Source organism: Ralstonia sp. 1B3, from assembly GCF_036631435.1.
Genome location: NZ_JAPNUG010000018.1, coordinates 23,350 through 38,327, shown reverse-complemented (window position 1 = coordinate 38,327; position 14,978 = coordinate 23,350). Strand labels below are relative to the sequence as shown.

The window sequence follows — 14,978 nt, the reverse complement described above, 5'->3', positions numbered from 1 at the left end:
GCGATGACCGCACCATTTCCGTCTTCGATCGGAATAAAGCTGCAGTTCTGCTGCATCCATTCAATCGTGTCGGTAATGGGCCGCGTGTGCCGAAAACGGAACAAATACGGGCGGTGCTCCCAGGAAGTGTACGCAGAGACACCCAGAACAAATACGCTCTCGATTTTCTTGCGCAACCATTTCTCGGGTAACTCCGGAAACAGGGCAAACATGTCCTTACCGATCACATCGTCGCCGGAGAAACCGCTGTGATATTGCATAAAGCGGTTCCACGACAGAATGTGCATTTGACGATCCACAGAAAACACGCCGCAACTTACCAATTGCGCAATGGCGTCGGATAACTGGGGTTGGGTAATGTCCGGCATGTTTGGCATGCTTCCTGCAAGACGGGAGTGTTCGCTGTCGACCCCCTGCTGATTCCCGGGCCGTTTGTGTATTTATCGACAGGATTTTTGCCCAGGCAGATGCGTATAAATCCCTATTAAGGCGGGAATATCGGCGTTAACTGCATCGGTCGCAAAATAATCTAGAGTTCAGTCCGACACACTCCTCGTGCGTAATACGGGCGTTTGCCGGACATACTGCCCCGTGGCGCTCCCATTCATGCGGCGAAGGGAGACCGTCACTTGCCGGAGAATGATCCAGCCAAGGAGAGAGGAATTTGGAGCACCTTCTCACCAGCAGCCTCCTCGAAGCCGACCTTGAGGCGACTGCCCACATTGCGCAAATCCTGCGTGCCGTGCGAAGTCATTTGGGAATGCCGTTCGCGTTCGTCTCCGAGTTTGTCGGGACGGAGCGGGTTTTCCGGTATGTCGATAGCAGCGCCGAACATCCTCCCTTCAGCGCGGGCGATTCCGGCCCCCTTGCCGACAGCTATTGCGCCCGAGTGATCGACGGCCGCCTGCCGCCGCTGATACAGGACGCCGCCGACCTGCCAGCCGCGCGCGCGTTGCCCATCACCGCCGCATTTCCCGTCGGCGCTCATATCAGCGTGCCGATTCAATTGGCCGACGGCACCGTGTTCGGCACGTTCTGCTGTTTCAGTGACCAACCGGATGACTCACTGAACTCCCGCGACCTGGAGCTCATGACCGCGTTCGCTGGCGTGATCGCGCGCCAGATCGAACGACATAAGGCCGCGACACGGCAGATCAGCGAAAAGCTGTCGCGCGTACAACGGACGATCGAAGACGACCAGCTCTCCATCTTCTTTCAGCCCATACGGTCTTTGGTGGACGGACGCCTGGTCGGACTCGAAGCGTTATCGCGGTTTCCCGGCGGGCAGCAACGGCCCCCGTATCGCTGGTTTGCGGATGCCTGGGAAGTCGGTCTTGGCGTTGAACTCGAAATGCTTGCCATCAAGAAAGGCCTGCACGCATTGCACGCGATTGGCGGTGCCTATCTGGCAGTGAACGTCTCTCCTGCCACGGTGCTCAGCGGCAAGCTGGAAGCGTTGGTACATGACGTTCCACCTCATCGCCTCGTCCTGGAAATTACCGAGCATGCCCTGGTCGACGACTACCCCAGCCTGCACGAAGCGCTTCTGCCGCTGCGTCGCCACCTGATCCGTATCGCCATTGACGACGCCGGGTCGGGTTACTCGACGATGAACCACATCATTGCGCTCAAACCGGATCTCATCAAACTCGACGCCTATCTGACGACCAACCTGGAAGACGACCCGATCAAGCGCGCGCTCCTGAAGGCCATGGTGACGTTCGCCAATGAAATACGGTGCGACCTCGTCGCCGAAGGTATCGAGACAGAACCTCAGAGAACAATGCTGGCCGACCTTGGCGTCCGTAACGGCCAAGGCTATCTGCTGGGGCGTCCGGGCCCGCTCGAAGCCATTTCTGCAAGCGCGCCGGTGTAATGCCGGCATGACAAAGCACGGAATATTCAACCATCACTCGGCCGCCCTCAGCTAGGACTGAGCTACCCGGTTGCGAGGTCCAGAAGCTGCCGTCGCTGCCGTAGCTGGACCCGTCCAGCGCGCTGCATATCCTGCGCATCGTGCAGGAGTGCATTGCATCAAGCCGTAACGGCTTCCTGCATCCCAAGCAGGGCCAATGCCCGTGCAACACACTCTTCAACGGATTGCACGCCGGTATCCACCATCAACTGTGGATGTAACGGCGGCTCGTAGGGCTCGCCAACGCCCGTGAGATTGGCGATCGTTCCGGCTCGGGCCATGCGGTACAAACCCTTCGGGTCGCGCGCTTCACACACCGGCAGCGGTGTCGCGACATGCACCTCGAAGAAGCGTGACGCGCCCACCATCTGTCGCGCGCGCTCCGGTCTTCACGGTATGGCGAGATGAGTGCAGCAATGGCCCACGTCCCGGTGTTGTTCATCTGCGCGCACCACTGCGCCACGCGGCGCGCGTGTTCGCTGCGATCCGCGCGCGAGAAACCAAGGTCCGCGCAGAGCTGCTGGCGCAAGGCACCGCCATCGAGTACGCGACACGGCAGGCCCCGCGACGTCAGCGTCTCGGCCACGGCCAGCGCCAAGGTGGTTTTGCCGGCGGCGCTCAGCCCGGTCAGCCAGAGTGTGGAAGGTGTGGGTTGCATGTCATGTAGCCCGCCGCAGATGCGCCATCGCGCTGCCACGGCGGGTTCAACTGGCTTGGTGCAACCAAGTATACGAACGCTACGGCGCCGCTCTGTAGAACAAATGTGCTACAGCGCGCCGCCGGACGGTGCATTTACAATTCCGACACCTTGCCGCTGACGGCGCTGGTTCCGAGTCGCTCCCGGCCTATCGGACGCGTCAGACGCGACCGAGGCACATTCGGCAGATTGGATTCAAGCAAAAGGCCCGCGGTATTCCTGCGGGCCTTTTGCTTTTTGACATGCCGGGCGGACGACTCACCAGCCGTGGAACCGCGCCCACGTCTGCACCGCACCCCGCGACGACACCGCCTGGTATTCCGGGAACTGCGCGCCCGTGGCGCACGCATGGTTCGGCAGCACACGCAGCTTCGTGCCGACCGGGAAACGCGCCACGAGGTCGTCACGCACCGAGCCATCGCTGGCCGCCAGAATGCCGTGCTCCTGGTTCGCGCCGATGAGCGTCAGCCCCTCCAACGGCGTGCCGTCTAGCGCGCACGGCTGCCCATAGCCAAAGTCATGCGACTGCTTGGCGGTGCCACGGTCGCGGCTCATCGCCATCCATCCGGCGTCGACAATCACCCAGCCTTTGTCGGGCTGATGGCCGATCACGGTGGTCAGCACGCTCAGCGCAATCTCGTCCATCGCGCACACCCCCACGTTGTGCATGACCAGATCGAAGAACACATAGACGCCGGCGCGCACCTCCGTCACGCCTTCGAGGTGCTCGGTGGCCAATGCCGTTGGCGTGGAACCTACGCTCACCGCTGCGCAGGGCACCCCGGCTTCGCGCAGGCGCTGTGCCGCGCGCACGCAACCGGCACGCTCCTGCTCGGCCAGGGCAGCCAGCGCGGCGCGGTCGTTCAGGTCGTAGCTGGAGCCGGCATGCGTCATCACGCCGCCTACGTCGATGCCGCCGTCCTTCAGGATGCGACCGACTTGCAGCAGCGCGTCCTGCTCGGGCGTGATGCCGGAGCGGTGCCCATCGGTATCGACTTCGATCCACACCTCGCAGCGCTCGCCGTGTGCGGGCGTAGTCGACCACAGCGTGGGCCGCCTCTGCGTTGTCGACCACAAGCTTGAGATCGCAGCCGCGCTTGCGCAGCGCCATCGCGCGCGGCAACTTGGTGGCCACAATGCCCACCGCGTAGAGGATGTCCTTGATGCCGGCGGCAAAGGAAGGCCTCGGCCTCCTTCAGCGTGGAGACGGTAATGCCCTGCGCGCCGGCCGCCAGCTGGGCGCGAACCACATCGAGGCACTTGGTGGTCTTCACATGCGGGCGGAATTTCACGCCCAGCGCGTTCATGCGGTGCTGCATGCGGGCGATGTTGTGCTGCATGCGCGGCAGGTCGATCAACGCTGCGGGCGTGTCGATGGTTTCCAGTGTGTGCGTATCAGCGGTCATGGCTGCATCCTCATGCGGCAAAACGGCGGGCCCAGGGCAGCAGGTCGTCGAGCGTGGGTGAGGTGATTTCCGGCAGTTGTGCTCCCTCCACCGGCGTCAGCCCGATGCGGTTGTGCCAGTACGTGCGCAGGCCGACCACCGCCGTGCCGAACATGTCGTAGCTGGAGCCGGCAACAAACGCCGCGTCGGCTGCGTCCACGCCAAGCTGTTCGAGCGCCATGCGATATGGCTTCGGGTCAGGCTTGTACACACCGGCCTGCTCGGCCGTGATCACGACATCCCAGGTGATGGGCAGCAGCGCCGCGGCCTGGCGGCCCAGCCGCTCCGAGCAGTTGGTGACCACGGCCAGCTTGCAGTGCGGCTGGAGTTCAGCCAGCGCTTGCGCAGCGCCGCTCCACGGTGTGAGCTGCAGCCAATTGGCTTCCAGCGCTTCGGGCGCGGAAGCCGGCAAGCCGACGTTCTGCGCGGCCTGCCGCACCATCGCTTCGTAAGGAACGTACGCGCCGCAGCCGTACGTCAGCCGCAGACTACTCGGCGCGCCATGTGCGGCCCGCCTGCTCCGAGCCGGCGGCACGGTTCCACAGCGACCACGAATCGAGCAGCGCGGTCAGCAAATCGAAGAGGACGGCCTTGGGATAGCCGGAGGCGGAAGGAACGGCGGAGGCGGTGGAAGCGTTCACGCTGGTGACCTGCAAATCGGTGGACATCGATGCAACCGATTGTAGGCATCGCACGTCGGCTTTCGGTGAAGCCAGTTTGAATCAAAGATTCAGTGTTGCTACATCAAGCGCGCCAGGGCGGCTGCGGCTTGAAACGGCTTTGCAGCGCCTGCATGAAGTGGCGCGTACGTTGCGGCAACCCCGCGCGGTTGTGCGTAAGGGCGATCACGTTGGCGTCCGGCGCCTTCCAGCCGGGCAGCAACCGCACGAGGCGGCCTGCGCGCAGGTCGTCGGCGACGTCCCATTCCGAGCGCAGGATCACGCCGCGCCCTTCGCACGCCCATTGGCGAATGACATCGCCGTCGTTGCAGATGAGCTGCCTGGGCACGCGCACGCTGCGGCTCGTGCGGCCCTTGCTGAAGTGCCAGAGCGACACGTCTTCCTTGTTCTCGCGCAGCACGATGCAGGGCAGCGCGGCAAGGTCATCGGGCGTTTCCGGCAAGCCGAAGCGCTTCACAAACGCGGGTGACGCGCAGACAAAGCGCGCGTTCGGCGCAATCGCATGGCCGACCAGGTTCGATACCTGCAGCGCGCCGATATGCACCACCACATCAAAGCGGTCCGCCGCTTCGACAAGGGGCGCATCGGAGAGCGCCAATTCGATGTCGACATCAGGATGCTGCTGCTGAAAATCCGCAATGACGGGCGCCACGTAGCGTCGCCCAAACCCCAGCGGGGCATTCACCTTGAGCGTACCGACCAGGCCGCCCCGGCGTGTGTGCAAATCCTCCGACAGCGCGTCGAGCTGACGGATCAGCTCCGCCCCACGCTCGCACAGCAGCGCGCCCTCTTGCGTAAAGCGCAGGCTGCGCGCGGTGCGATCGACCAACCGTGTGCCCAGCTTCCTCTCCAGCTGCTGCAAGCGCTGCGACGGCCGACGGCGTCAGGTCCAACGCGCGCGCCGTCGCCACCAGGCTGCCGTTGTCCTGGATGGCGAGCAGGAAACGCAGGTCGGCGGAATCCGTCATGGGTCACTTGCCGGCAAAGCGGTCCGTTGCGGCCAGCAGTTGATCGAGGATGCCCGGTTCGGACCACGCATGGCCCGCACCTTCGATCAGGTGGAAGTCCGAATCTGGCCACGCCTGATGCAGCGCATACGCATAGCGCGCGGGGCACGGCATGTCGTAGCGGCCATGCACGATCACGCCAGGAATGCCCGCCAGCCGGTGCGCCTCGCGCAGCAGCTGGCCCTCTTCCAGCCAGCATTGGTGCGTGAAGTAGTGGTTCTCCAGCCGCGCGAAGGCCAGGGCAAAATGGTCGTCGGCGTGCTTCGCGCTGTTGGCGGGGTCGGGCAGCAGCGTGATGGTCTCGCCTTCCCACACGCTCCACGCGCGGGCGGCTTCGATCTGCCTGGCGGTGTCGTTGCCGGTCAGCACCTTGCGATAGGCGGCAATCATGTCGCCGCGCTCGGCCTCGGGAATGGGCGCCTGAAAGCGTGCCCATTTCTCGGGAAACATCTCCGACACGCCGTACTGGTAATACCAGCGCAGCTCGGCCTGCGTAACGGTGTAGATGCCACGCAGCACCAGTTCGCTCACATGCTGCGGATACTTCTGCGCGTAAGCGAGCGCCAACGTCGAGCCCCACGAGCCGCCAAAGACGAGCCAGCGCTCGGCGCCGGCAATGGCGCGCAGGCGTTCGATATCGGCCACAAGGTGCCACGTGGTGTTGGCCTCCAGGCCCGCGTGTGGTGTGGACCGCCCGCAGCCGCGCTGGTCGAACAGCATCACGTCGTAGCGTGCCGGATCGAACACGCGGCGGTGGTCCGCCGAAACACCGCCGCCCGGCCCGCCGTGCAGGAATACCGCCGGCTTGGCACCGGGCGTGCCGACGCGCTCGTAATAGATCGTGTGGCCATCGCCCACGTCCAGCATGCCGGTTTCATACGGTTCGATTGGGGGATACAGCGTGCGCAGTGCAGACATGGTCGGTCCTGTCGAAAGGTTGCCGGGAGAATAGGCTGATTCTACAGACGGGTTTCCGCTTGCACATATTTTTGAACGACGTATAAAATTGCACGTCGTTTAATAATAGCGAGCCCACCATGTCGTCCAGTTCGTCCCCCATCGAAGCCGGCCGCCGCGAACGCAAGCGCACCCAGACGCTGGACCACCTGGCGGCCACGGCCTTTTCCTGTTCGAGCAGCACGGTTACGACGCCGTGACGATGGAGCAGATTGCCGCGCAGGCCGATGTGTCCAAGGGCACGCTGTACAACCACTTTCCGGTCAAGGAAGCCCTGCTGGCGCACCAGTTCCACGCCGAGCTTGCGGCGGGCGGCGCGCAATTGCGTACGCAGATCGAGGCTCAGCCGGATTTCGCGTCGCGCCTGGCGGTGCTGCTGTGCGCCTCGGCCGATTGGTGCAACGTACGCCGGCCGTATTTGGCCGCGTATTTCCGCTACCGCTTTGCCAGCGCCGACCTGGCCGCCCGCAACCGTGACGCAGACAAGCGCAGCGGGCTCGAAGCGGTGTTCATGGCACTCATCGACGCCGCACAGCGCTCGGGCGAACTCGACACGCGGCTCGATGCGGAGCACCTCGCGGCGCTTTTCGAGTACTTGTACCTCGGCGCGCTGATGCGCTGGCTTGCACGTCCGGACACCGACCTGCACGCGGGCTTCTCCGCCGTCATCGACCTGTTCCTGCACGGCATGGCCCGCAAGGAGGCGTGATGGACCCGCTCGTGCTCGATTGGCCGGCTGCGGCGGCGGCCGGCGCCACAGTGGTGGGCGGCAAGGGCTGGCAGCTTGGCCGGATGGCGATGCTCGGCGTGCCGGTGCCCGATGGTTTCGTGCTGGCCGCAGATGCCAGCCGCAGGCGCAGTCGCGGAGATGCCGTGCCCAACACCGTGCTGGCTGCCATCACCGAAGCGCTGACGGCGCGCGGCTGGCAGAACACGCCGCTGGCTGTGCGTTCGTCCGCGCCACAGGAGGATTCCGCGCAACGCTCGTTCGCGGGCATTCATGAGACACGCCTGAACGTCATCGGGGCGCTGGCGCTGGCAGAAGCGGTGCGCGCCGTGTGGGACTCCGCGCAGGCACCGCAGGCGCTGGCATACCGCGAGCGCTTCGGCATCGACACCGCCGACCCGGCGATGGCCGTGGTCATCATGCCGATGCTGCCAGCGGTGGCCGCAGGCATCGCGTTCACGGGCGACCCGCTCACAGGCCGCGACGACCACATCGTCATCAACGCCCACTGGGGCCTGGGCGAAGCGCTGGTGGGCGGCCACGCCGATGGCGACGTCGACCGGCTCGAAGTCGCGCCGCAAGACGACACGCTGCGTGTGGTTGAACGCCAGATCGGCACGAAGCGCCACATGACGCACGCGCTGACCGAAGGCGGCACGGCACTCGCCGACACCGCGACAGAAGACGCCCGCCGCGCCGTGCTGGACGAGGCGCAGCTCATCGCCTTGGCCACGGTTGCACGCGACACGGCCCGCGCGCTCGACTTTGCACAGCCCCGCTATGACATCGAATGGGTGTGGGACGGACAGCGCTTCTGGATCGTGCAGGCGCGCCCGATCACCACGGCCGCGCGCTCCACCTACCCCGCCCTGCAAACCCAGCCGACGTTCTGGACGCGCGGCAACACGCGCGAGGTGTTCCCCTCGCCGCTGTCGGCCATCGACTGGTCGCTGTACGGCCATGCGGCCAACCGGATGCTGACGCTGGCGTACTCGCTGGCGGGCTACGCGCTGCTGCCGGGGCTGGAGCGCGCCAGGCTCTTCGGCGGCCACGTGTATCTCGATGTTTCGTTGATGCAGTGGGAGGCGTTTGACGCGTTCGGCATTGCGCCCGATGCCATCAACCGCATGCTGGGCGGCACGCAGCCCGAGATTGCGCTGCCCCGCACCACATGGCCGCAGCGGCTGGCGCGCGGCGCGCGGCTCGTGCGATATCTACGGAGAGCAGGCGCGGCACGCCGCCATGCGCAGAGCGATCTGAACCGGGCCCGCAAGCAAGCCGCGCAATGGCGCGAAGACGCATGGCCCGAAGCGACCGCCGAGCTGGCCACCTGCCTGCGCGAGCGCTTCAACATTACCCGCCGCGCAGACAGCCTGTTCTTCCTGCAGGGCTCGGCGGGCGGCGCCGTTTCGGGGCTGGTCGACGTGATCGAAAAACAGTGCCCCGGCGAGGGCCACGCGCTGGCCGCCGCGCTCATGGCCGGCGCGGAACCCAGCGTCACCGCACAGCAGAGCTACGACCTGATGGCGCTGGCACAAACGGCCGCCGCCGACATCGAAGCGCTCCCTGGCTTCGCGCCGAGAAGCGTATCGGCGCGCAATGGGCGCAGCAGCTGCCGGCGCACAGCCCGTTCCGCCAGCATTTCAGTGCGTTTCTGGAGCGCTACGGCCATCGCGCCATTGAAGAAAGCTACTTCCGTCACCCGCGCTGGCGCGAGCAGCCGGACTACTTGCTGGACCTCGTAGTTGGCCTGATCGGCAGCGATGCGCGCGCCGTGCGGCAGCGGCAGCAGGCGGCGTCCGAGCGTGCGTGGGCTCGCCTGCCGTTCTGGCTGCGGCCGATCGTGCGCGGCATGCTCAAGAGCGCCGTGCGCGACAGCAACCAGCGCGAAGCGGCACGCAGCGCGCTGGTGGCGTATCTGGAAGCGTTGCGCATCGGCCTGCTGAAACTGGCTGACGGGCTTGTCGGCGAGGAAGGACTCGATGCGCCCGAAGACATCTTCAACCTGACGCTGTCCGAATGCGTGGCGGCCGGCACCGGCGCGTTGCCGCCGCGCTTTGCCGCCCAGCGTGCGCGCGCACGCCGCCAGCAGTTGAGCGATTGGGCCGCCGTGCAGGAGCCGGACATCGTTACCGAACATGGCGAGGCGGCGGTCCCGGCCGCTGCGCCAATCGCTCTCTCCGGAGAGACCTGGACCGGCACCGCGGTGGGCGCGGGCTCGGCACAGGGGCTGGCACGGCTGGTCGACCACGCTGCCGCCGGCACGGCGCTGCAAGCGGGCGACATCCTGGTCGCGCCTAGCACCGATCCGGCGTGGACGCCGCTGTTCCTGAAGGCCGGCGCGCTCGTCATGGAAACCGGCGGCTACCTGTCGCACGGCGCCATCGTGGCGCGCGAGTTCGGGATTCCGGCGGTGGTGAACGTGCCCGGCATCCGGGCCCAATTGAACGACGGCGAGACGATCCGCGTGGATGGCAACGCCGGCACGGTCAGCAAAGTGGCCGGTTAGCCACCCACATGTGGTCACGAGGCGACACTGGTAAATGCGGTTTGCTGCGCCGCAATATTCGGACTAACATTCGGGTATTCCCTACTAGGGTTATCCCTAAATCAGTCCTCAGAAGGAATCGCCATGAACACCGTCGCTCTCAAAGCCGCCCGCACCTCGCGTTTCGCCCGTTTCTGGCAGATCGTGCGCCGTGAAGCCAGCCGCGCCGTCGCGCTGCACGTGGAAAGCTGCGGCATGATGGCCGAGCTGTATCGTCGTTCGGGCCACTAAGCCAAATCGCACAGCACGCGCAAATAGGGCGCCGCCATCGCCGGTGCGGCACTGCGTGCTCAGACGCAGATCAGGTCTCGCTCCACTGCCGCATCAGGTTGTGATACACGCCGATCAGCGTGCGGCGCGCAGTGGCATCGGCGTCGGTCTGGTTGAGCGTCTGGATGGCGTTGTCCAGGTCGAACAGCATGGCGCGCTGCGCGTCGTCGCGAATCAGGCTCTGGATCCAGAAGAAACTCGCTACGCGCACCCCGCGCGTGATGGGCGTGACCTGATGCAGGCTCGTTGCCGGATAGACGACCAGGTCGCCGGCATTGAGCTTGACGCTGTGCATGCCATAGGTGTCTTCGATCTGCAGTTCGCCGCCGTCATAGCTGGCGGGGTCTGACAGAAACAGCGTGGCCGAGATATCGGTACGCAGCTTTGTGCCGTGGTGCGGGTGGATGCGCACACTGCCATCGACGTGCGCGCCGAAGGTCATGCCCTCGCCGTAGCGGTTGAACATCGGCGGGTACACCACGTTGGGCAACGCCGCGCTGATGAAGCGCGGGTGCCGCTCCAGTACGCTCAGGATGAGCTGCTGGCACTGCAGGGCCACTTCCGCGCCCTCGTCGATCTGCTGATTGACCTTGACCGGCGCCCCGAATATCCGGCCGACACGCGGCCATCCACCCAGGCGTCGCCCGCGTTGTCGAGCAGATCGCGCAGTGCGGCCACCTGCGCGGCGTTGAAGACGTTCGGAATGCAGACAAGCATGGCGCTCGAAGAAAACGGGGATGCGGCCGAGGGCCCATCCCCCAGCCATTACATCCGATACACCACCGACAGCATCGCCGCACGGCCGGTGCCCGGCACGGCGCGGCCGCCATCGGACGGAATCAGCGCATCGTAATACGTCTTGTTGAACAGGTTGAACAGGTTCAGACGCACGTCGTATTTCGGTTGGTGGTAGGCCAGCATCGCATCCCAGCGCACGAAGCCGCCCACCTGCACCGTGTCTGTGTTGTTGGCGTAGCGCTGCGACATGTAAAACGCGCCTGCGCCCACTTCCCAGTTCGGCAGGACGGCGTAGCTCGTCCACACCGTCGCGGCGTGCTTGGGCGTATTGGCCGGCGTCATGCCCTGCGTGCCCGCGGCGATGCCGTTGACGATCTGCGCGTCCAGGTACGTATAGCCCGCAAAGATCTGAAGCTTGTCGGTGACGTGGCCCGTCGCACCCAGGCGCGCACCGCGCACGCGGATCTTGCCCGCCGAGATGTACGTCGTGCTGTCGATCTGCGTGCGGGCGTTGTCCTTGGTGATCTGGAACAGCGCCGAGCTGACCGACAGGTCGCCGTTGAGCAGATCCCACTTGCCGCCGGCCTCGTACGACTTGTTCTTCTCCGGGTCCAGCCCCTGCTGGCCCGTGGTGCCGACGAGTTGTTCCAATGACGGGTTGAACGACGTGCCGTACGAGACGTAGTACGACTGCCAGTCCGTCGGCTGCCAGATGCCGCCCAGGCGCGTGCTGACAAAGTTCACGGTCTGCTGCGCGTACGGCAGCGCGGTGATCTTGGCCGACGCCGGCGTGTTCGCCGAATTCAGCGAGTTCGAAATGCTCGCGATGTAGCGGTCATAGCGCAGGCCGGCGACAGCCTTCCATTGCTTGGTGAATTCGATCGAATCGTTGAAGTACGCCGCTACCGTGTTGGCCGAGCCGCCCTGCAGATTGCCCAGGCTCGACGGCGTGCTCGCGGGCGACGCGGTGTAGCTCGGGCTGAGCAGCGGCTCGCACGAGACAAAGCCGCTCGTCATGCTCGACTGCGCCAGCGGCGTGCCGTTGCATGAACCGTTGCGGTAGTAATTCTGGTTGTCGTAGCCGTCGTGGCCGAACTCGGTGCCGACCAGCAGCGTGTGCTTGACCGAACCCGTATCGAACTTGGCCGTCAGCTCGGTCTGGTTGAACAGCGAGTAATCACGGATGCGGCGGTCATGGCTTTGCAGGCGTACCGACAGCGCCGACAACGGCAGATTGCTGTTGGTCAGCGCCGTGAACACGCCCGACGAATTGACCGTACCCACCGCGTTGGGCGCCGTCTCGCGCGCATCGGTCTGCACGTAGTTGAACTGCGTCTGGTTGCGCAGCCGCAGGTTGGGCGAGAACTTGTGATCGATATTGGCCGAGAACGACGCCACGTCCTGCGTGGTGCGGTCGTCGGTGTAGCCGTAGTACGTCTTGGGGCTGACGTTGACCGGGTGGCCGTTGAGGTTCGGCAGGCCGTAATCCGGCATGTCGCGGTTGTGCTGCAGCAGCGCGGACAGCGTCACCTCGGTCGGTGTGCCGATGCCGAAACGCCACGACGGCGCGATGCCGAAATCCTGCGCGGTCATCTCGTCGCGCGTGCTCGTCTTGCCGTTCTGCGCCATCGCGGCGATACGGAAGGCCGAAGTGTCCGACGTCGGCGTGTTGACGTCGGCGGTGGCACGCACCAGGCCGTTGGTGGTGACCGAACCGGTGATTTCCGTGGCGGCCTTCAGCTTGGGTTTCTTCGTCACCTGATTGATGACGCCGCCCGTCGAACCGCGACCGAACAGCATCGACGACGGACCCATCAGCACTTCCACCGAATCGAGGGCGAACAGGTCGCGGTAGTACTGGCCGCGATCCCGGAAGCCGTCGAGGTAGATGTCGGTGCGCGCCGAAAAACCGTTCAGGTTGATGTTGTTGCCGATCTGCCCGCCTTCGGCCGCACCGATGGTGATGCCCGGCACGTTGCGCAACGCATCGGCCAGCGAGCTGCCGCCTTGCGCGTCGGTCAGCGCCTTGGGCACGACCGTCACCGATTGCGGCACATCGCGCAGGTTCTCGGGCAGCTTGGAAATGGAGCTTTTGGCGGCGTTGTAGTCGTCGCGCGGGGCGGCGCCCTTTACAACGGCTTCCGGCAACGTGGCGGTGGCGGTGGCGGGTGCCTGCGCAAGCGTGGCCTGCTGGGCAAGTGCGACGGTGGGCGTGGCAAACAGGGCCAACAGGGCGCTGGCGACGGGCGTGCGGCGGTTCATTGCGTGGTTTCTCCGGCGGCGCTCTTCTGTTGAGTGCCAGCCGCTCCGGAACGCCCTCTGCGCCCGTGCCGCCGTGCACGAGAGCGCACTACGTATTGCGGACGCAAATATAAATGATAACGATTCGCAACAGCAACAAATTGTCGCAATCTCTCCAAAAAGTTCCCGAAATGGCACACGAAAAAGCAATCTAACGATCGCTTTCGCTTCTATTTAGCTGACAAGGCAAGCTTGTCGCGTCGGAATATTTATGACGGGGTGATCGATCAGCGTTAAAGCGTACCTATTTCTGCGTGCCGTCTGATGGCGCTGGAAGGTGCGCGGCATCGTCGCCCGTGTCCTCGCGATTGCGCGCCAGCGCACGCGCATACACGGACGGCGCGCCCGCTGCATGGGCCGTCACATAGCCGGTAATGCACGCCAGCATGAGTGGCAGCACTACCTGATACGACAGCGTCATCTCGAAGATCATCAGGATCGACATGAGCGGCGCATGCGTGGTGGCGGCCAGCAGCGCGCCCATGCCGACCACCGCGTAGCTGACCGGCACCGGCGCCGCATCCGGCAGCAGCGCGTGCATGCCTGTGCCATACAGCAAACCTAATGCGGCGCCGCAGAACAGCGTGGGCGTAAACACACCGCCGACGGCGCCCGACCCTGCGCTCGACGCCGTCGCCACCACCTTGCAGATCAGCACCAGCGCCACCGTCTGCCACAGCCACGGCTCGTGCAGGAACGCGTTGACTACGCTGTAGCCGTTACCCCAGACCTCGGGCACGCCCGTGGAAAGCGCACCGACGATCAACCCGCCGGCAGCCAACCGCAACGTGAGCGGCAGCTTGGCGCGTGCAAACGCATCGCGCGCGCGGTCGATCAAACCGAGCAGCAGCGGCCCCGCCATCCCCGCGGCCAGACCGAGGCCCAGATACGTCAGCACTTCCCAGCCGGAAACGAAATCGAAGTGGGGCATCTCATAGACGGCCCCGTAGCCGAAGAATTGGCGCACGACGATATCGGCGGTGACCGCCGCCACGAGCAGCGGCCCGAGCGTCGCCGTGGTGATGACACCAAACACGATTTCGCAGACGAACACGGCGCCCGAGATGGGCGCGTTGTAGGCAGACGTGATACCGGCAGCCGCACCGCATGCGACCAGCAGGCGCAATTGCTCGACGGGCACGGCGGTCCAGTGCCGCAGCACACGGCCGACCAGCGAGCCGCACATTGCGGCCAGCTGCACCATCGGCCCTTCGCGCCCGATCGATGCGCCGCTGGCCACCGAGCACAACGACGACGCGCTGCGTACCAGACTCTGCCGCGCGCTGAGCACGCCATCGCCCACGGCAATGGCCTCCATATAGTCTTCGGAGCCTTTTCGCGGAATCCACTTGAGGCCCACCTGCAAGGTGATGCCGGCCAGCAGTCCACCCACCGTCGGCACCAGCAGGCGCGCCCACCACGGCAGCGCCCGCGCCGTGGCCACCAAACCTTGGTCCGTACCCGAAAGCCACCATTGCAGTTGACGCAGGCATTCGCGAAACAGGATCGTCGACAAGGCGCCCGCGCAGCCGATGACCCCGGCAATCACGAACACCAGATGCTCGCGACCAAACGGCAGTCGGGCAATCGCGCGCCGCCACCATGGCTGGCGCGGCATATCCGGTTGAGGCGGCGGCGTGTCGGTCATGTCGATTCGCGCAAGGACAGATCGACATGATAGCGACGGCGCCGC

General features: G+C 65.2%; 8 protein-coding genes and 6 pseudogenes. 5 read left to right on the top strand and 9 right to left on the bottom strand.

Annotated features, from left to right (window positions below):
• Nucleotides 1-368 (bottom strand): PAS domain-containing protein (locus tag OWR21_RS05305; protein WP_332394741.1); only part of this gene is annotated, 368 nt, incomplete at its 3' end.
• A gap of 296 nt (nucleotides 369-664) precedes the next feature.
• Here OWR21_RS05305 and OWR21_RS05300 point away from each other — a divergent pair.
• Nucleotides 665-1,876: a sensor domain-containing phosphodiesterase gene (locus OWR21_RS05300; protein WP_316901462.1), complete on the top strand. Its 1,212-nt coding sequence runs from the start codon at nucleotides 665-667 to the stop codon at nucleotides 1,874-1,876.
• A gap of 158 nt (nucleotides 1,877-2,034) precedes the next feature.
• Here OWR21_RS05300 and cysC read toward each other — a convergent pair.
• The 5 genes and pseudogenes from cysC to pip form a co-directional block, all read right to left on the bottom strand.
• Nucleotides 2,035-2,573, bottom strand: a pseudogene (cysC, locus tag OWR21_RS05295) (adenylyl-sulfate kinase).
• Nucleotides 2,574-2,870: 297 nt separating this feature from the next.
• Nucleotides 2,871-4,018: pseudogene (locus OWR21_RS05290) on the bottom strand (DSD1 family PLP-dependent enzyme).
• A 10-nt stretch (nucleotides 4,019-4,028) separates the two neighbouring features.
• Nucleotides 4,029-4,725: pseudogene (locus tag OWR21_RS05285) on the bottom strand (HAD-IA family hydrolase).
• Between the two features lie 76 nt (nucleotides 4,726-4,801).
• A pseudogene (locus OWR21_RS05280) lies at nucleotides 4,802-5,705 on the bottom strand (LysR family transcriptional regulator).
• Between the two features lie 3 nt (nucleotides 5,706-5,708).
• A complete protein-coding gene (gene pip / locus OWR21_RS05275) occupies nucleotides 5,709-6,662 on the bottom strand; it encodes a prolyl aminopeptidase (RefSeq protein WP_147214892.1) in 954 nt (317 codons plus the stop codon).
• Nucleotides 6,663-6,781: 119 nt separating this feature from the next.
• On the opposite strand from pip, the pseudogene OWR21_RS05270 reads away from it, so the two are divergent.
• From OWR21_RS05270 to OWR21_RS05255, 4 genes and pseudogenes are all read left to right on the top strand, one after another.
• Nucleotides 6,782-7,410, top strand: a pseudogene (locus tag OWR21_RS05270) (TetR/AcrR family transcriptional regulator).
• Nucleotides 7,410-9,173: a PEP/pyruvate-binding domain-containing protein gene (locus OWR21_RS05265; RefSeq protein WP_332394739.1), complete on the top strand. Its 1,764-nt coding sequence runs from the start codon at nucleotides 7,410-7,412 to the stop codon at nucleotides 9,171-9,173. The pseudogene OWR21_RS05270 and the gene OWR21_RS05265 overlap by 1 nt, the downstream one beginning before the upstream one ends.
• Nucleotides 9,158-9,937: a PEP-utilizing enzyme gene (locus OWR21_RS05260; RefSeq protein WP_332394738.1), complete on the top strand. Its 780-nt coding sequence runs from the start codon at nucleotides 9,158-9,160 to the stop codon at nucleotides 9,935-9,937. Before OWR21_RS05265 ends, OWR21_RS05260 begins: the two co-directional genes overlap by 16 nt.
• 123 nt (nucleotides 9,938-10,060) lie before the next feature.
• Complete coding sequence (locus OWR21_RS05255; protein WP_186829277.1) at nucleotides 10,061-10,207, top strand: hypothetical protein; 147 nt, start codon at nucleotides 10,061-10,063, stop codon at nucleotides 10,205-10,207.
• Nucleotides 10,208-10,277: 70 nt separating this feature from the next.
• Here the strand turns inward: OWR21_RS05255 and OWR21_RS05250 are convergent.
• The 3 genes and pseudogenes from OWR21_RS05250 to OWR21_RS05240 form a co-directional block, all read right to left on the bottom strand.
• Nucleotides 10,278-10,963: pseudogene (locus OWR21_RS05250) on the bottom strand (Fe2+-dependent dioxygenase).
• Nucleotides 10,964-11,011: 48 nt separating this feature from the next.
• Nucleotides 11,012-13,246: a TonB-dependent receptor gene (locus tag OWR21_RS05245; RefSeq protein WP_332394737.1), complete on the bottom strand. Its 2,235-nt coding sequence runs from the start codon at nucleotides 13,244-13,246 to the stop codon at nucleotides 11,012-11,014.
• A 283-nt stretch (nucleotides 13,247-13,529) separates the two neighbouring features.
• A complete protein-coding gene (locus OWR21_RS05240; protein ID WP_332394736.1) occupies nucleotides 13,530-14,933 on the bottom strand; it encodes a ClcB-like voltage-gated chloride channel protein in 1,404 nt (467 codons plus the stop codon).
• Between the last annotated feature and the right edge of the window lie 45 nt (nucleotides 14,934-14,978).

Bases quoted from the DNA above. Each gene is read 5' to 3' on its own strand.
- pip (WP_147214892.1), bottom strand. From the start codon at position 6,662: ATGTCTGCACTGCGCACGCTGTATCCCCCAATCGAACCGTATGAAACC.
- OWR21_RS05265 (WP_332394739.1), top strand. From the start codon at position 7,410: ATGGACCCGCTCGTGCTCGATTGGCCGGCTGCGGCGGCGGCCGGCGCC.
- OWR21_RS05255 (WP_186829277.1), top strand. From the start codon at position 10,061: ATGAACACCGTCGCTCTCAAAGCCGCCCGCACCTCGCGTTTCGCCCGT.
- OWR21_RS05245 (WP_332394737.1), bottom strand. From the start codon at position 13,246: ATGAACCGCCGCACGCCCGTCGCCAGCGCCCTGTTGGCCCTGTTTGCC.
- OWR21_RS05240 (WP_332394736.1), bottom strand. From the start codon at position 14,933: ATGACCGACACGCCGCCGCCTCAACCGGATATGCCGCGCCAGCCATGG.